The sequence below is a fragment of the Ramlibacter rhizophilus genome, from assembly GCF_004681965.1.
GTDB lineage: Bacteria > Pseudomonadota > Gammaproteobacteria > Burkholderiales > Burkholderiaceae_C > Ramlibacter > Ramlibacter rhizophilus.
Map to the genome: position 1 here is coordinate 876,420 of NZ_SMLL01000001.1, position 14,973 is coordinate 891,392.

Annotated in this window: 18 protein-coding genes; 12 read left to right on the top strand and 6 right to left on the bottom strand. The window is 71.2% G+C overall.

The genetic code is table 11. The features are described 5' to 3' along the window. The first annotated feature begins 14 nt into the window (after positions 1 to 14). Positions 15 to 887, top strand: coding sequence for a DMT family transporter (locus EZ242_RS04100; RefSeq protein ID WP_135283821.1), 873 nt, complete (start codon positions 15 to 17; stop codon positions 885 to 887). Then, a complete protein-coding gene (locus tag EZ242_RS04105; RefSeq protein WP_205960582.1) occupies positions 884 to 1,981 on the top strand; it encodes an enoyl-CoA hydratase/isomerase family protein in 1,098 nt (365 codons plus the stop codon). The genes EZ242_RS04100 and EZ242_RS04105 overlap by 4 nt, the downstream gene beginning before the upstream one ends. 6 nt (positions 1,982 to 1,987) lie before the next feature. On the opposite strand, the gene EZ242_RS04110 is transcribed toward EZ242_RS04105, so the two are convergent. The 4 genes from EZ242_RS04110 to smpB all read right to left on the bottom strand — a co-directional run bounded on the left by EZ242_RS04110 (position 1,988) and on the right by smpB (position 4,281). Then, a complete protein-coding gene (locus tag EZ242_RS04110) occupies positions 1,988 to 2,794 on the bottom strand; it encodes an anti-sigma factor family protein (protein WP_135283823.1) in 807 nt (268 codons plus the stop codon). A gap of 4 nt (positions 2,795 to 2,798) precedes the next feature. Further along, a complete protein-coding gene (locus EZ242_RS04115) occupies positions 2,799 to 3,323 on the bottom strand; it encodes a sigma-70 family RNA polymerase sigma factor (protein WP_135283824.1) in 525 nt (174 codons plus the stop codon). A 17-nt stretch (positions 3,324 to 3,340) separates the two neighbouring features. Further along, entirely contained in the window at positions 3,341 to 3,718 is a 378-nt protein-coding gene (locus tag EZ242_RS04120; protein ID WP_135283825.1) for a COG4315 family predicted lipoprotein, read from the bottom strand. A gap of 89 nt (positions 3,719 to 3,807) precedes the next feature. Further along, the gene (gene smpB, locus EZ242_RS04125) at positions 3,808 to 4,281 is read right to left on the bottom strand and encodes an SsrA-binding protein SmpB (RefSeq protein WP_135283826.1); all 474 of its coding nucleotides are present in this window, start codon (positions 4,279 to 4,281) and stop codon (positions 3,808 to 3,810) included. A gap of 63 nt (positions 4,282 to 4,344) precedes the next feature. On the opposite strand from smpB, the gene EZ242_RS04130 reads away from it, so the two are divergent. Together EZ242_RS04130 and EZ242_RS04135 are read left to right on the top strand one after the other, a co-directional pair. Next, positions 4,345 to 4,785: a type II toxin-antitoxin system RatA family toxin gene (locus tag EZ242_RS04130; RefSeq protein ID WP_135283827.1), complete on the top strand. Its 441-nt coding sequence runs from the start codon at positions 4,345 to 4,347 to the stop codon at positions 4,783 to 4,785. Further along, positions 4,778 to 5,125 carry an RnfH family protein gene (locus tag EZ242_RS04135; protein ID WP_135283828.1) on the top strand — a complete coding sequence of 116 codons (348 nt, stop codon included), beginning with the start codon at positions 4,778 to 4,780 and terminating at the stop codon, positions 5,123 to 5,125. Before EZ242_RS04130 ends, EZ242_RS04135 begins: the two co-directional genes overlap by 8 nt. Here the strand turns inward: EZ242_RS04135 and EZ242_RS04140 are convergent. Continuing rightward, positions 5,122 to 5,646 carry a DUF4124 domain-containing protein gene (locus tag EZ242_RS04140; RefSeq protein WP_135283829.1) on the bottom strand — a complete coding sequence of 175 codons (525 nt, stop codon included), beginning with the start codon at positions 5,644 to 5,646 and terminating at the stop codon, positions 5,122 to 5,124. The two genes, EZ242_RS04135 and EZ242_RS04140, sit on opposite strands and share 4 nt — an antisense overlap. 115 nt (positions 5,647 to 5,761) lie before the next feature. Here EZ242_RS04140 and guaB point away from each other — a divergent pair, with 115 nt between their 5' ends. The 4 genes from guaB to EZ242_RS04160 all read left to right on the top strand — a co-directional run bounded on the left by guaB (position 5,762) and on the right by EZ242_RS04160 (position 10,873). After that, positions 5,762 to 7,231 (top strand): IMP dehydrogenase, encoded by a 1,470-nt coding sequence (gene guaB, locus EZ242_RS04145; RefSeq protein ID WP_135283830.1) that lies wholly within the window; start codon positions 5,762 to 5,764, stop codon positions 7,229 to 7,231. A gap of 89 nt (positions 7,232 to 7,320) precedes the next feature. Continuing rightward, positions 7,321 to 8,934, top strand: coding sequence for a glutamine-hydrolyzing GMP synthase (gene guaA / locus EZ242_RS04150; protein ID WP_135283831.1), 1,614 nt, complete (start codon positions 7,321 to 7,323; stop codon positions 8,932 to 8,934). A gap of 52 nt (positions 8,935 to 8,986) precedes the next feature. Continuing rightward, a complete protein-coding gene (locus tag EZ242_RS04155; RefSeq protein WP_135283832.1) occupies positions 8,987 to 9,511 on the top strand; it encodes a hypothetical protein in 525 nt (174 codons plus the stop codon). A gap of 15 nt (positions 9,512 to 9,526) precedes the next feature. Continuing rightward, the gene (locus EZ242_RS04160) at positions 9,527 to 10,873 is read left to right on the top strand and encodes a GAF domain-containing protein (protein WP_135283980.1); all 1,347 of its coding nucleotides are present in this window, start codon (positions 9,527 to 9,529) and stop codon (positions 10,871 to 10,873) included. Here the strand turns inward: EZ242_RS04160 and EZ242_RS04165 are convergent. Beyond that, the gene (locus EZ242_RS04165) at positions 10,854 to 11,612 is read right to left on the bottom strand and encodes a hemerythrin domain-containing protein (protein WP_135283833.1); all 759 of its coding nucleotides are present in this window, start codon (positions 11,610 to 11,612) and stop codon (positions 10,854 to 10,856) included. The genes EZ242_RS04160 and EZ242_RS04165 overlap by 20 nt on opposite strands. A 151-nt stretch (positions 11,613 to 11,763) precedes the next feature. Between EZ242_RS04165 and EZ242_RS04170 the strand changes: the two genes are divergently transcribed. Genes EZ242_RS04170 through EZ242_RS04185 form a run of 4 tightly spaced genes read left to right on the top strand, consistent with a single transcriptional unit; the run spans position 11,764 to position 14,952 of the window. Next, positions 11,764 to 12,405, top strand: coding sequence for an FMN-binding negative transcriptional regulator (locus EZ242_RS04170; protein WP_135283834.1), 642 nt, complete (start codon positions 11,764 to 11,766; stop codon positions 12,403 to 12,405). Beyond that, entirely contained in the window at positions 12,396 to 12,632 is a 237-nt protein-coding gene (locus EZ242_RS04175; RefSeq protein WP_135283835.1) for a hypothetical protein, read from the top strand. The genes EZ242_RS04170 and EZ242_RS04175 overlap by 10 nt, the downstream gene beginning before the upstream one ends. Next, on the top strand, positions 12,629 to 14,035 hold the full coding sequence (gene tadA, locus EZ242_RS04180; protein ID WP_135283836.1) for a tRNA adenosine(34) deaminase TadA: 1,407 nt from the start codon (positions 12,629 to 12,631) through the stop codon (positions 14,033 to 14,035). The genes EZ242_RS04175 and tadA overlap by 4 nt, the downstream gene beginning before the upstream one ends. Beyond that, a complete protein-coding gene (locus EZ242_RS04185) occupies positions 14,032 to 14,952 on the top strand; it encodes an LD-carboxypeptidase (protein WP_167784577.1) in 921 nt (306 codons plus the stop codon). Before tadA ends, EZ242_RS04185 begins: the two co-directional genes overlap by 4 nt. Positions 14,953 to 14,973: the final 21 nt, after the last annotated feature.

Sequence of the window (14,973 nt, forward strand, 5' to 3'; positions counted from 1 at the left end):
TAATTCCCGGCGCCATGAAGCTCACCCATGCCCGCGCCGTGCTCCTGATGGTCGCCGTCACCCTGATGTGGTCCATCGCCGGCGTGGTCACGCGGCACCTGGAGCAGGCCCGCAGCTTCGAGGTGACCTTCTGGCGCAGCTTCTTCACCGTGCTCTCGCTGCTGGTGCTGCTGCCGCTGCTGCGAGGCTCGCAGGTGTTCGCGCGCATGCGCGGCGGCGGCCGCTGGCTCTGGTTGTCGGGCCTGTGCTGGAGCGTGATGTTCACCGCCTTCATGGTGGCCCTCACGCTCACCTCGGTGGCCAATGTGCTGGTGACCATGGCCCTCGGGCCGCTGGTCACCGCCCTCATGGCCCGCGTGTTCATCGGCCACCGCATTCCCGCGCGCACCTGGGCGGCCATCGTGGTGGCGGGCGCCGGCATCGTGTGGATGTATGCCGCCAAGCTCGCCGGCGGCGAACTCGCGGGCACGCTGGTGGCGCTGGCCGTGCCCATTGCGGCATCGATCAACTGGACCGTCGCGCAGCGTGCGCGCAGCCACGGGGCCAATGTGGACCTGGTGCCGGCGGTGCTGGTCGGCGCCACGATCTCGTCGCTCGCGACCTTGCCGCTCGCCTTTCCCTTCCAGGCCACCGGCCATGACCTGGGCCTGCTGGCCCTGCTCGGGCTGGTCCAGCTGGCCATTCCCTGCTCGCTGGCGGTCATCTGCGCCCGCGTGCTGTCCGCGCCGGAGATCGCCTTGCTCGGCCTGCTGGAAGTGATCTTCGGCATCCTGCTCGCCTGGGTGGGCGCCGGGGAGCGACCGGTGCCGCAGGCGCTGACCGGCGGCGTGCTGGTGGTCGGGGCACTGATGGCCAACGAACTCATTGCATGGAGACAACGCGCATGAACCCCTCGACCGACGTGATCGTCGAAGAACGCGGCCGCACGGGCCTCATCACCCTCAACCGCCCGCGCGCGCTCAACGCGCTGTCGCTGGACATGGTCCGCACCCTCACGGCCACGCTGCTGGACTGGGCGCAGGCAGAGCGCATCGAGGCGGTGGCGATCCGCGGCATGGGCAAGGACGGGCCCTTCAGCGCCTTCTGCGCGGGCGGCGACATCCGCTTTTTCCACCAGGCGGCGGTCAGCGGCGATGCGCGCATCGAGGACTTCTTCACCGAGGAGTACACGCTCAACCACCTGGTGCACCGCTTTCCCAAGCCCTACGTCGTGTTCATGGACGGCATCGTCATGGGCGGCGGCATGGGCATCGCCGGGCACGGGTCCGCCCAGGCGCTGCGCCTGGCGACGAGCAGCACCCGGATGGCCATGCCCGAGACGAACATCGGCCTCTTTCCGGACGTGGGCGGTGGCTGGTTCCTGGCGCGCTGCCCGGGCGCGCTCGGCGAGTACCTGGCGCTCACCGGCGAGGTGATCGGCGCCGAGGACGCGCGCCATGCGGGCCTGGCCGACGGCGTGCTCGCGGTGGACGCGTTGCCGGCGGCCTGGGAGCGGCTGGCCGAGGGCGGCGCGGCGGCCGTCGCGGCGCTGCGCGGCGAGGCCTCGCAGGCAGCGGCGACGGGCGCCAGCCTTGCGGCGTCACGGGCATCGATCGACCGCTGCTTCAGCCTGCCGGACGTCCCCGCCATCGTCGGCGCGCTGGAAGCGGCCGAGGACGACTGGGCACGCAAGACGGCGGCGACGCTGCGCAAGCGCTCGCCGCTGATGCTCCACGTCGTGCTGGAGCAGCTGCGCCGGGCCCGCGGCATGAGCCTGGCCGAGGACCTGCGCATGGAGCGCGGCATGGTGCGCCGCTGCTTCGAGCGCGGCGACGGCGGACACAGCGAGACCGTGGAAGGCATCCGCGCCCTGGCCATCGACAAGGACCACGCGCCGCGCTGGCAGCCGGACCGCATCGAGGCCGTCGATGCCGCCCTGGTGGCGCGCTTCTTCGACAGCCCCTGGCCGGCGCACGCGCACCCGCTGCGCGGGCTGGACTGACGGGATCTAAGGCTGCAGCGCCCGGTGGGTGAGCCGGGCCAGTTCCATGAGGCGCGGCCGGGGCAGGGGACCGGTGAGGGCATAGGCGAAGCCCCGGTCCACCCAGTAAAAGCTGGACGTGCCTTCGCCTTCCAGAAAGCGGAATTCCAGCGCCTGCCCCGCACCCGCCGGCGCCGCGCCCATGTAGAGGGTCAGCCGCTCGCCCGACGGGCCCTGGTACATGAACTGCGCCCGCGCGCCCGTCTCGCCCGGCAGGAGGCGTCCGCCGACCAGTTCGAAGCCTTCGGCGTTCAGCTGCGGCAGTCGCAGCGGCCGGCCCAGGCGGCGCGACAGCCACTGCACCAGGTGCTCCTGTTCGGCCGCGCCCACCTCGACCGGGTGCCGCTGCTCGGGGGCATAGACGGCATGCGCCACCAGCGCCTGGCGCGCGAAGCCGCCGGGGCTGGCGGACGAGGCGGATCCCCGCGTGGCCTGCCACTGCGCATGCCCCAGCCAGCCGACCGAGAAGGCCAGCAGCGACGCCGCGGCCATGCCGCCCCAGCCCCTGGCGCGGCGGCTTTGGCCGGCGCGTCGCTGCGCCGTGTCGGCGGCGGCCAGCAGGTGCGGCGGCAAGGGATCCTGCAGTGCCTCCGAGAGATGGGCGCGCAGCGCCTCACGCTGCGACCGCCACGCGGCCACGGCCTGCGCCGCCGCCGCGTCGGTTTCCAGCCGCGCCTGCACGCGCGCGGCCTCGTCCGGCGCGAGGCGGCCATCGACGTAGGCGTGCAGTTCGTCGTCGCCGGGCGGGGGAGGGGCGGAGGAAGGTGGGTTCATGCGCTTACTTCATGCGACGCAGGTGGGTCGGCCCGCTGCGCAGCGGGGCCGGCTCGTCCATCAGCTCGCGCAGGCGCGCGCGGGCGCGCGACAGACGCGACATGACGGTGCCGATGGGAACGCCGGTGATGCGGGCCACCTCGGCATAGCCCAGGTCCTGCAGGGTCACCAGCAGCAGCACCTCGCGCTGCTCCTGCGGCAGGCGCATCAGGCAGCGCTGCAGGTCGAGGGTGCCCTCAGTCGCCGCAGGCGGCGCGGCGAGATCGCCCACGGCCTTGTCGTCCAGCGGTTCGCTGGCCTGCCGCTTCGCGCGCCGCAGGCCGTCCACGAAGAGGTTGTGCATCACCGTGAACAGCCAGGCCCGCAGGTCGCTGCCCACGGCCCAGAGCCGCCAGCGCGAGCACGCCCGCTCCAGGGTGTCCTGCACCAGGTCGTCGGCTTCCCAGCGGTCCCCCGTGAGCGCGCGCGCGTAGCGGCGCAGGGACGCGATCTGGGCGACGAGTTCCTCGGACGGGGGCGAGCCGGGCATGCGGGCGGACGATGGCCTCAGGGCTTGGCGAGCTTCCAGACGTTGTTCACGCCGTCGCCGGTGCGGTCGCCCGCCTTGCTGTCCTTGGCCCAGAAGTAGAGCGGCTTGCCCTTGTAGGCCCACTGCTTGGCGCCGTCGTCCCGCGTCACCACCGTCCAGTCGCCCTCGGCCTTGGCGTCGCCCGTGGCCATGAGCGGCGGCCAGTTCGTGGCGCAGGGGCCGTTGCACATGGACTTGCCCGCGCCGGCCGGGTCGCGGTCGAAGGTGTAGAGCGTCATGCCGTTGGTGCCGACGAGTACGCCGTCCGCGGCCTTGGCGGGCGGCGTCTGGGCGAAGCTGGCACCGGCGGCCAGCAGCGCGGCAATGCAGAGGCCGCGCGGGAAGAAGGGGGTCATGGGGGGGTCTCCTGGGCAGGGAAGTTGGACTGCCCACCCGCATGAACGCCGGCGCCAGGACGTTTATTCCGCCGGCGCGTCATCTTTCTTCAGCGCTGGCGCTGCTTCATCACGCGTTCGACTTCGCGCTTGCCTTCGCGGTCGCGGATGGTGTGGCGCTTGTCGTGCTCGGCCTTGCCCTTGGCCAGCGCGATCTCGCATTTCACGCGCCCGCCTTTCCAGTGGAGGTTGAGCGGGACCAGCGTGTAGCCTTTTTGCTCCACCTTGCCGATGAGGCGCTTGATCTGCTCCTTGTGCAGCAAGAGCTTGCGCGTGCGCACGGCGTCGGGGTTGACGTGGGTGGAGGCGGTGCGCAGCGGGTTGATCTGGCAGCCGATGATGAACATCTCGCCGTTCTTGATCACCACGTAGCCGTCAGTGAGCTGCACCTTGCCCTCGCGCAGCGCCTTGACCTCCCACCCCTGCAGCACCATGCCGGCCTCGTACTTCTCTTCGAAGAAGTAGTTGTACGCGGCTTTCTTGTTGTCGGCGATGCGCGAGGAAGCGACTGGTTTTTGGGTCATGGGCTGACAGATGGGGCCCAGGCGGGCTCTCTACAATCCGTCGCGCCGGGGCCCGCATTCTCCATGAAATCCGTCCACAAGTCCGTCCTCATCTGGTACAGCGCCGAAGAGATGTTCGACCTGGTCACCGACGTTCCGGCCTACCCCAAGTTCCTGCCCTGGTGCGACGAGGCGCAGGTGCTCGCACGCGACGAGCACGACATGAAGGCGCGCATCGGCATCGCCTTCAGTGGCATCCACCAGTCGTTCACCACGCACAACCGGCACGTGCCGGGCCGCCGCATCCACATGAGCCTGGTGGACGGACCCTTCTCCAGCCTGGAAGGGCAGTGGGACTTCACGCCGGTGGGCGAAGAGAGCCAGCGCGCCTGCAAGGTGGAACTGAAGCTGGACTACAAGTTCCGCAGCGCCGCGCTGGCGGCCCTGGTGGGCCCGGTGTTCGACCGCATCGCCGGCAGCCTGGTCGATGCCTTCGTCAAGCGGGCCGAGCACGTGTATGGCTGATGCGGGCCGCATCCGGGTCACGCTCGCCTGGAGCCCGGGCCCGCGCGAGGTGCAGGAGCGGGTGCTGAGCTTGCCGGCCGATTCCTGCGTTGCCGATGCGCTGCGGGCGAGCGGCGAACCGGCCGAAGCGGACCGCGCATCGCTGCAGGTCTTCGTCTGGGGCCGCGCCGCCGCGCCCGAGCAGAAGCTGGTGGAAGGTGACCGGGTGGAGCTGCTGCGCGCGCTGCGCGTGGATCCCAAGGTGGCGCGCCGCGAGCGCTTCGTGCGCCAGGGCGCGCGTGGGGCGGGCCTCTTCGCCCGCAAGCTCGTTTCAGAGGGCGTGAACGACGATTCGGCTTAAGCGGGCTTGCACTCGCTCGCGATCACCTGGTCGATGCGCTTGGCTTCGGCTGCGCGACCGGAATCGTCGAGGATTTCGCGCTCGCCCTTGTCGTTGACGCGGGCCAGGCGGATGCCGGAGTCGAGCGTGGCCTTGGCCTGCCTGGCGCGGGTGCAGTTCTCGGCGCGGGTCTTGGCGATGGCCTCTTCTTCTGCCTTGCGTTTCTGCGCCTCGGCGGCCTCGGCCTGCTTCTTGCGCGCTTCCAGCTCCTTGTCGCGGCCGCTCGGGGCCGGCTTGGCAGCAGCCACTTCCTTGGTGCCCTGGGCCGGCGCCGCGGCAGCGGCCGGCGCGGGGTCGGCGGCCGGCGCGGCGCTGGCGCGCACGCCCGGCTGCTTGAGGATCTTGCTGGCCGGGATCTCCGGCGGCGGCGGCTGGTCGCTGAAGACGCGGCGGCCGCTGCCGTCGATCCACTGCCACTGGGCGGCAGCGAGGGCCGGCACGGCGAGGATCAGGGCGGCAAGGAGGGGGCGCAGGCGGGTCATCGCGGCAGTGTAGCGGCGCGGTTTTCCAAGCGCTACCGTGCGGTGGGGCGAGGGCGCCCAGGGCGGGTGCGGTGAGGGGCCAAAGATACAATTCGCGCTTTTGGAGCCTTCCCCCATGCGCCTTCTCGGACAAGCGCTCACCTTCGACGACGTGTTGTTGGTGCCGGCGTTCTCGCAGGTCCTGCCCAAGGACACCTCCCTGACCACGCGCCTGTCCCGCAACATCGTCCTGAACCTGCCGCTGGTGTCCGCGGCCATGGACACGGTGACCGAAGCGCGGCTGGCCATCGCCATCGCGCAGGAAGGCGGCATCGGCATCATCCACAAGAACCTCACGCCCCAGGAGCAGGCGGCGCACGTGGCCCGCGTCAAGCGCTACGAGTCGGGCGTGCTGCGCGACCCGGTGGTCATCACGCCGGGGCACACGGTGCGCCAGGTGCTCGCCTTGCAGGAGCAGCTGGGCATCTCGGGCTTTCCCGTGCTGGATGGCGGCAAGGTGGTGGGCATCGTGACCGGCCGCGACCTGCGCTTCGAGACGCGCTACGACGTGCCGGTGAGCCAGATCATGACGCCGCGCGAGAAGCTCATCACCGTCAAGGACGGCACCACGCCGGCCGAGGCCACGCAGCTGCTGAACAAGCACAAGCTCGAACGCCTGCTGGTCGTCAACGACGCCTTCGAGCTCAAGGGCCTCATCACCGTCAAGGACATCACCAAGCAGACCAGCTTCCCCAATGCCGCGCGCGACGACGCGGGGCGCCTGCGCGTGGGCGCGGCCGTCGGCGTGGGCGAGGGCACCGAGGAGCGCGTGGAGGCACTGGTCAAGGCCGGCGTGGACGCCATCGTGGTGGACACGGCCCACGGCCACAGCCGCGGCGTGGTGGAACGCGTGCGCTGGGTCAAGCAGAACTACCCGCAGGTGGACGTGATCGGCGGCAACATCGCCACCGGTGCGGCCGCACGGGCCCTCGTGGAAGCCGGTGCCGACGCCGTGAAGGTGGGCATCGGGCCCGGTTCCATCTGCACGACGCGCATCGTCGCCGGCGTGGGCGTGCCGCAGATCACCGCCATCGACAACGTCGCCACCGCCCTGCAGGGCACGGGCGTGCCCCTCATCGCCGACGGCGGCGTGCGCTTCTCGGGCGACATCGCCAAGGCCATCGCGGCCGGTGCCGGCACCGTCATGATGGGCGGCATGTTCGCCGGCACCGAGGAGGCGCCCGGCGAGATCGTGCTGTTCCAGGGCCGCAGCTACAAGAGCTACCGCGGCATGGGCTCCATCGGCGCCATGCAGCAGGGCAGCGCCGACCGCTACTTCCAGGAAGCCACCAGCACCAACCCCAACACGGACAAGCTGGTGCCCGAAGGCATCGAGGGCCGGGTGCCGTACAAGGGCTCGATGGTGTCCATCGTCTACCAGCTCGCCGGGGGCGTGCGCGCCGCCATGGGCTACTGCGGCTGCGCCAGCATCGAGGAGATGCGCACCCGCGCCGAATTCGTCCAGATCACCGCCGCGGGCATGCGCGAGAGCCACGTGCACGACGTGCAGATCACCAAGGAAGCGCCGAACTACCGCTCCGAGTGATTTGTCCGCGGCCGCGCGCCGCGTTCCACCCGCCGCCCGGGTGCGGCGGGCGACCCATTGCCCCGGGCACCCAGGACCCGTCCCACGCCATGCAACACGACAAGATCCTCATCCTCGACTTCGGCAGCCAGGTCACGCAGCTGATCGCGCGCCGCGTGCGCGAGGCGCACGTCTACAGCGAAGTGCACCCCTGCGACGTGGACGACGCCTGGGTGCGCGCCTACGCGGCCGATGGGCGCCTGAAGGGCGTGATCCTCTCGGGCAGCCACGCCAGCGTGTACGAGGAATCCACCGACAAGGCACCGCAGGCGGTCTTCGAGCTGGGCGTTCCGGTGCTGGGCATCTGCTACGGCATGCAGACCATGGCCCACCAGCTGGGCGGCAAGGTGGAGGGCGGGCACAAGCGCGAGTTCGGCTTCGCCCAGGTGCGGGCACGCGGGCATACGGAGCTCCTGCGCGGCATCGCCGACTTCACGACCGACGAGGGGCACGGCATGCTCAACGTCTGGATGAGCCACGGCGACAAGGTGGCGGAGCTGCCGCCCGGCTTCAAGCTCATGGCCTCCACGGGCAGCTGCCCCATCGCCGGGATGGCCGACGAGGCGCGGCGCTTCTACGCCCTGCAGTTCCACCCTGAGGTGACGCACACCGTGCAGGGCCGGGCCATCCTGGAGCGCTTCGTGCTGGGCATCTGCCAGGCGCGGCCCGACTGGGTCATGCGCGACCACATCGCCGAGGCGGTGGAGGCCATCCGCAAGCAGGTGGGCGACGAGGAGGTGATCCTGGGCCTGTCGGGCGGGGTCGATTCGTCGGTGGCCGCCGCGCTGATCCACCGCGCCATCGGTGACCAGCTCACCTGCGTCTTCGTGGACCATGGCCTGCTGCGCCTGAACGAGGGCGACATGGTCATGGACATGTTCGCGGGCAAGCTGCACGCCAAGGTGGTGCGGGTGGACGCCAGCGAGCGCTTCCTGGGGCAACTGGCCGGCGTGAGCGACCCCGAGGCCAAGCGCAAGATCATCGGGCGCGAGTTCGTCGAAGTCTTCAAGGCCGAGGCCGCGAAGATCAAGGAGACCCATTCCCGCCACGTCGCCTGGCTGGCCCAGGGCACCATCTACCCGGACGTCATCGAGTCCGGCGGCGCCAAGAGCAAGAAGGCCGTCACCATCAAGAGCCACCACAACGTGGGCGGCCTGCCCGAGCAGCTGGGCCTGAAGCTGCTGGAGCCCCTGCGCGACCTGTTCAAGGACGAGGTGCGCGAGTTGGGCGTGGCGCTGGGCCTGCCGCACGAGATGGTCTATCGCCACCCCTTCCCCGGCCCGGGCCTGGGCGTGCGGATCCTGGGCGAGGTGAAGAAGGAATACGCCGACCTGCTGCGCGCGGCCGACCACATCTTCATCGAGGAGCTGCGCGCCACCGTCGACCCGGCCAGCGGCAAGACCTGGTACGAGCTCACCAGCCAGGCCTTCACCGTCTTCCTGCCCGTGCGCAGCGTCGGCGTGATGGGCGACGGCCGCACCTACGACTACGTGGTCGCCCTGCGCGCCGTGCAGACCAGCGACTTCATGACCGCCGACTGGGCCGAACTGCCCTATGCGCTGCTCAAGAAGGTGTCCAGCCGGATCATCAACGAGGTACGCGGCATCAACCGCGTCACCTACGACGTGAGCAGCAAGCCGCCGGCGACCATCGAGTGGGAGTGAGTGGCACCGGCGCGACTTGCACCGCCGCGCGCCTGCCGTAGACTCCGCCCCCATGTCAGCACCCGGCGCCGCAGTCCTCAGCGTCGACCAGGCCCGCATGGTCCAGGGTCCGGTATCCATCATGCTCGGCAGCTGCGGGCCCCTGCGGCGGCCGCACGTGGCGCGCGGCATCGGTTGCTGCGTCTCGGCCGACCGGGGCACCGTCTCGGTGCTGGTGCAGCCCTCGGCCGCCGCCCAGGTCGTCGATGACGTGCGGGCCAACGGCCGCCTGGCCGTGGTGTTCACCGAACCCATCAGCCACCGCTCCCTGCAACTCAAGGGCAGCAACGCCCGCCTGGAGCCCGCAGGCGGCGGCGGGCGCGAGCTGGCACAGATCTGGGCCGGCGGCTACGCCCGCGAGGTGGTGGACCTGGCACCCCCCACCTGGACCCCCCAGCGCCTCATCGCCGCCCTGGTGCCGGCCAACCCTGACGACCTGGCCGTGCTGGTCTTCACGCCCGACGCCATCTTCGATCAGACCCCCGGTCCGCGGGCCGGGGAGCCGGCCGCCCATCCGGCCGCCCATTCGGCCGCTTGAGTCGCCGTGAACCCCATGCGCATCGAGCTGGCCGACATCCGCCACTGTTTCGAAGGCGCCATTCCCGCCGTCCTGGCCAGCGCCAACGCGCAGGGCGAGCCCAACGTGATCCTGGTGTCGCAGGTGGACTACCTGGACGCCTCGCACGTGGCCTTGTCCTTCCAGTTCTTCAACAAGACCCGGCGCAACATCCTGGAGAACCCGGACGTGCAGCTGATGCTGGTGCACCCGTACACGGGTCTGCAGTACCGGCTGGCAGCGCGCTACCTGCGCACGGAGTTCGAAGGGCCGCTGTTCGAGCGCATGAAGGCCAAGCTGGCGGGCATCGCCTCGCATGCGGGCATGAGCGGTGTCTTCAAGTTGCTCGGCTCGGACGTGTACGAGGTGCAGGACATCGAGCGCATCGCCTGTCCTTCCATCGGCGCGATCGAGGCGTTCGGCAACTGGCTCCCCGGCCTGCGCCGCTCGGCCGAGCGGGTGTCGCAGGCCGAGTCGCTGGCCGAGCTCTTCGACGCATTGCTGCAGTCGCTCGCGCAGGATTTCCGCGTTGCCCACGCCATGCTGCTGTTGCCGGACGGGCCGGGCCGCCGGCTCTACACCGTCGGCAGCCTGGGCTACGCGCAGTCCGGCGTCGGCTCGGAAGTGGGCATGGGCGAGGGCGTGATCGGGGTGGCGGCCCAGTCGCGCACGCCGGTGCGCATCAACCATTTCACGCAGGACGCGGCGTACTGCCGCACCGTGCGCGAGGGCCTGGGCGAGCCGGGCGCCGGCGCGCTGGAGCGCGAGATCGCCGTCCCCGGCCTGGCCGCGCCGCACAGCCAGCTCGCCCTGCCGATCCAGTCCGAAGGCCGCCTGCTGGGCGTGCTGTTCCTGGAAAGCCCGCATCAGATGGCTTTCGACGGGGACCTGGAGGATGCACTGGCCGTGCTGTGCACGGTGGCCGGCGGCCGCTTGTGCGCGCTGCAGCGCGAGTCCGAGGCCACGGAAGACGCCGCCGCCGCGGCGCCTGCGGCACCCGTGCCCCAGCCGCAGCGTCCCGCGCTGCGGGTGCGCTACTTCGAGGCCGACGGCAGCGTGTTTCTCGACAGCGACTACCTGATCAAGGGCGTGGCCGGTGCCATCCTCTGGACCCTGCTCAGCGAAGCGCAGGCGAGCGGGCGCACGGAGTTCACCAACCGCGAGCTGCGCCTGTCGCCCTCGCTGCGCCTGCCGGACGTCAACGACAACCTGGAGGCGCGCCTCGTGCTGCTGCAGCGCCGGCTGGCCGAGCGCCAGTGCGACGTGCGCATCGAGAAGACCGGCCGCGGGCGCTTTCGCGTGCTGCGGGAGCGCCCGGTCGAGCTCACGCACGTGCCTCGCTGACGAGACCCGGCACGGCCGGGATGCCCAGGCTGCGGGCGAGCTTGGACCAGTCGGCCTGGGTCAGGCTGTGGTTGGCGACCGCGCAGGCGGCGTCGAAGACGGGCGCCGGCGCGTTCGCCCGCATGCCGCCGAGCATGCCGGCGCGCTCCGGTGCATTGAAGGCCGGCATGAACCACTGCAGCAGCTGCATGGCTTCCAGCGGCGCGATGGCCGCGACGATGCGGCGTTCGACGTCCAGCAATTCGTCGTCCGTGTAGTGCGCCCAGAGGACGGCGTTGTGTTCGGTCTCCTCGCGGTGCATGTGGGCGAAGTCCTCGGAGGCGAACACGGCCAGCGCCTGGTACAGGCGGGCCAGGGCCGCCGCACGCTGCGCCACGGGAGCCTGCTCGACACGGTCCGCCAGGGCCGCGAGCCGGTCCAGCGATTCGGTGTGGTGCTGGTGCTCGTCCTGGGCGTGGCGCGTGCTGCCGGGCAGGGCGGCTTCCAGCAGCGGGTGCATGAACTGGTCTTCCTTGTGCAGGTGCGCGTGCGACATGGCCACCAGGTGGCGGACGGCCTGGGCGGCGGCGGCCGTCTCGGCCGGGTCCTGCGGATCGGCGCTGCCGACCTGCAGCAGGGTGCGGCACACGCCCAGGCGCAGCGCCTTGTGGATGCCGGCATAGCAGTCATGGCGCGGGGCGGTCGGCTGTGCGGCGGGCGAACGGCGGGTGGTTTCGGGGCGGGCTTCGAGCGTTTCCATGGGGGTCTCCAGTGCGGGGCGTGTTGGGAAGGCTGCACTGTAGGAATCCGGCCCGCATCGCGTTCTTAAGACCTCGGGCAGCAAACCTTAAAAGTTTCGGAAGGCGCGGGAGGGCGCGTGGCGTGCGGCAGGGCAGGCACAATCGGCGGCCATGTACCTCCCGGCGCACTTTCGCAGCGACGACCGCGACCTGGCCCTCGCGCTCATGCGCGAGCAGCCGCTGGCCAGCCTGATCTCCGTGGACGATTCGGGCCTGCCCTTCGTGAGCCACCTGCCGCTGCATGCGCCGGAACCGAAGGGCGGCCCGGCATCGCTGCAACTCCTGGGGCACTGTGCGCGGGCCAATCCTCATGCGGACCTGCTGCGCCGCCGACCGCGTGCGCTGGTGACTTTCCTCGGCCCGCAGGCCTACCAGTCGCCGCGCATCTATCCCGACCTGCAGCGCGTGCCGAGCTGGAACTACCTGGCGGTGCATTGCACGGTCGAGGCCCGCCTGATCGACGACCCCGGCGAGAAGGATGCCCTTCTCAAGCGCCTCATCGCCGACCACGAGCCGGCCTACGCGGCGCAGTGGCGCAGCCTGGACGAACGCTACACGCGCGGCATGCTGGCCGGCATCGTCGGCCTGGATCTCACGGTGACGCACTGGGAGTGCAAGCTGAAGTTGAACCAGCACCGCCCCGAGTCCCACGCCGCGCTGCGCGCGGGCTACGCCGCCGGTGGCGAGCAGGGGCAGGCGCTTGCGCGCTGGATGGACCGCTTGGGACTGAACGGAGACAAGGCATGCGACTGATCTTCGGCGTGCTGGCCCTGCTGGTGGCCCTGGGCGTGGTGGCGCAGCTCGCCCGCACGCAGCTGGCCGCCACCCGCACCGAACGCGTCGTGCCCGCGGCAGGCGAGGGCGCGGCGTCCCCGGGCGGTGGGGCGGTCGTGAGCCCGCGCCACCAGCCGCAGGAAGTGAAGCGGGCGGTCGAGGGACTCATGCAGCAGGCCCGGCCCATGCCCGAGGACAAGCCGTGAACGCAGCGCGCGACGAGCGCTTCATGGCCCTGGCCCTGGAGCAGGCCCGGCTCGCGCTCGCGGCCGGCGAGGTGCCGGTGGGGGCGGTGGTGGTGCAGGGCGAGCGCGTCGTCGGCACCGGCCGCAACGCGCCGGTCGGAGCGCAGGACCCCACCGCGCACGCCGAGGTGCAGGCCCTGCGCGAGGCCGCCCGCGCGCTGGGCAACTACCGCCTGGACGGCTGCGAGCTGTACGTGACCCTGGAGCCTTGCGCCATGTGCAGCGGCGCCATGCTGCACGCCCGCCTGGCGCGGGTGGTCTGGGGCGCCGCAGACCCCAAGACAGGCGCCGGCGGTTCGGTGCTGGACCTCTTCGCCCACGAGCGCCTGAACCATCACACGCAGGTCGCCGGCGGCGTGCTCGCGCCCGAATGCGCGGCACTGCTCGCGGACTTCTTCAAGGCGCGACGGCAGGACCAGCGGTCCGCCGCGCAGCCCCTGCGCGAGGACGCCTTGCGAACCCCCGAGGAACGCTTTCGCGACCTGCCCGGCTATCCCTGGGCGCCGCACTACCTGAGCGATCTGCGGTCCCTGGGCGGCCTGCGCCTGCACTACCTGGACGAAGGGCCGCGCGATGCGCCCCTCACCTGGCTGTGCCTGCACGGCAACCCGGCCTGGAGCTACCTGTACCGCCGCATGGTCCCGGCGTTCGTGGAAGCGGGCCATCGCGTGGTCGCCCCGGACCTCGTCGGCTTCGGCAAGAGCGACAAGCCCAAGCGCGAGGACGCGCACCGCTTCGACTGGCACCGGCAGGTGCTGCTGGAGTTCGTCGAGCGGCTCGATCTGCAGGACGTGGTGCTGGTGGTGCAGGACTGGGGCGGCCTGCTCGGGCTCACGCTGCCGATGGAGCAGCCACGGCGCTGGCGTGGGCTGCTGGTGATGAACACCACGCTCGCGACCGGCGAGGAGCCGCTGTCGCCCGGGTTCCTCGCCTGGCGCGAGATGTGCGCCCGCAACCCGGAGTTCGGTGTCGGCCGGCTCTTCGCGCGCGGCAACCCGCACTTGAGCGCCGAGGAGTGCGCCGCCTACGACGCGCCCTTTCCGGACCGCGGCCACCGCGCGGCGCTGCGGGCCTTCCCGCCCATGGTGCCGCAGCAGCCGGACGACGAGGGCGCGGCGGTGTCCCGACGCGCGCGTTCGTTCTGGTCCACCCAATGGTCCGGCGAGAGCCTCATGGTGGTGGGCGCACAGGACCCGGTGCTCGGCCTGCCGGTGATGGAGGCCCTGCGCCGCCACATCCGCGGATGCCCGCCGCCCCGCGTTATCGACGAGGCCGGCCACTTCGTGCAGGAGCATGGCGAGGCCATCGCGCGCGAAGCCCTCGACCATTTCAGCCACAGGCTTGCGAGCCGGGAATCGACTTGAGCAGCATCTACGTTTTCTCTCCTTCCAGCGCCGTGCGCGATCGCGCCGCCGCCCGCCGGGGCATCGCCCGCCTGAAGGCCCTCGGCCACGAGGTGGAGGTCGATCCAGACGCCTTCAGCAGCCACCAGCGCTTTGCCGGTGACGACGCGACGCGCCTGGCCGCCATCGGCCGCGCGGCCGCAAGCGGCGCGGACATCGCCCTCATCACGCGCGGCGGCTACGGCCTCACGCGGCTGCTGCCGGCCATCCGCTACAAGGCGCTGGCGCGCGCCATCGAGCGCGGCACGCATTTCGTGGGCCTGAGCGATTTCACCGCCCTGCAGTGCGCGCTGCTGGCGCAGGCGGCGGCGTCCACGTGGGCCGGCCCGGCGCTCGGCGAGGACTTCGGTGTCGAAGGCGAGCCCGACGACATCATGCTGGCCTGCTTCGACGACCTGGCGCAAGGGCAGGGCGAAGGCGCGGGCTGGCAGCTGCCCCGGGCCGAGGCGCGCGAGAAGGCCTTTCACACCGAAGGCGTCCTGTGGGGCGGCAACCTGAGCGTGCTGTGTTCATTGCTCGCAACGCCCTGGTTGCCCCAGCCCGAGCGCGGCATCCTGTTCCTGGAAGACGTCAACGAGCATCCGTATCGCGTCGAACGCATGCTCACGCAGTTGCTGCACGCCGGCGTGCTGGCGCGGCAGAAGGCCATCGTGCTGGGGCAGTTCACCAACTACCGGCTGGTGCCGCACGACAAGGGCTTTCGCCTGCAGACGGTGGTGGACTGGCTGCGCACGCAACTGAAGGTGCCGGTGTTCACCGGGCTGCCCTTCGGCCATGTGCAGACGAAGGTGCTGCTGCCTGTCGGCCGCACGGCGGAACTCGCCGTGGAAGGGCGGGACGCGCTCATGTTCTGGGGCCACGGCCACCCCCATCCCTAGCGGGGCGGGGCGCAGCAGCCC

Excerpts from the sequence above, each read along its gene's own strand:
- EZ242_RS04110 (WP_135283823.1), bottom strand. The coding sequence starts at position 2,794 with ATGAACCCACCTTCCTCCGCCCCTCCCCCGCCCGGCGACGACGAACTG.
- EZ242_RS04165 (WP_135283833.1), bottom strand. The coding sequence starts at position 11,612 with ATGGAAACGCTCGAAGCCCGCCCCGAAACCACCCGCCGTTCGCCCGCC.
- guaB (WP_135283830.1), top strand. The coding sequence starts at position 5,762 with ATGCGCCTTCTCGGACAAGCGCTCACCTTCGACGACGTGTTGTTGGTG.
- EZ242_RS04175 (WP_135283835.1), top strand. The coding sequence starts at position 12,396 with ATGCGACTGATCTTCGGCGTGCTGGCCCTGCTGGTGGCCCTGGGCGTG.
- EZ242_RS04135 (WP_135283828.1), top strand. The coding sequence starts at position 4,778 with ATGGCTGATGCGGGCCGCATCCGGGTCACGCTCGCCTGGAGCCCGGGC.
- EZ242_RS04160 (WP_135283980.1), top strand. The coding sequence starts at position 9,527 with ATGCGCATCGAGCTGGCCGACATCCGCCACTGTTTCGAAGGCGCCATT.
- EZ242_RS04105 (WP_205960582.1), top strand. The coding sequence starts at position 884 with ATGAACCCCTCGACCGACGTGATCGTCGAAGAACGCGGCCGCACGGGC.
- EZ242_RS04130 (WP_135283827.1), top strand. The coding sequence starts at position 4,345 with ATGAAATCCGTCCACAAGTCCGTCCTCATCTGGTACAGCGCCGAAGAG.
- EZ242_RS04120 (WP_135283825.1), bottom strand. The coding sequence starts at position 3,718 with ATGACCCCCTTCTTCCCGCGCGGCCTCTGCATTGCCGCGCTGCTGGCC.
- guaA (WP_135283831.1), top strand. The coding sequence starts at position 7,321 with ATGCAACACGACAAGATCCTCATCCTCGACTTCGGCAGCCAGGTCACG.
- smpB (WP_135283826.1), bottom strand. The coding sequence starts at position 4,281 with ATGACCCAAAAACCAGTCGCTTCCTCGCGCATCGCCGACAACAAGAAA.
- EZ242_RS04115 (WP_135283824.1), bottom strand. The coding sequence starts at position 3,323 with ATGCCCGGCTCGCCCCCGTCCGAGGAACTCGTCGCCCAGATCGCGTCC.
- EZ242_RS04100 (WP_135283821.1), top strand. The coding sequence starts at position 15 with ATGAAGCTCACCCATGCCCGCGCCGTGCTCCTGATGGTCGCCGTCACC.
- EZ242_RS04140 (WP_135283829.1), bottom strand. The coding sequence starts at position 5,646 with ATGACCCGCCTGCGCCCCCTCCTTGCCGCCCTGATCCTCGCCGTGCCG.
- EZ242_RS04170 (WP_135283834.1), top strand. The coding sequence starts at position 11,764 with ATGTACCTCCCGGCGCACTTTCGCAGCGACGACCGCGACCTGGCCCTC.
- EZ242_RS04155 (WP_135283832.1), top strand. The coding sequence starts at position 8,987 with ATGTCAGCACCCGGCGCCGCAGTCCTCAGCGTCGACCAGGCCCGCATG.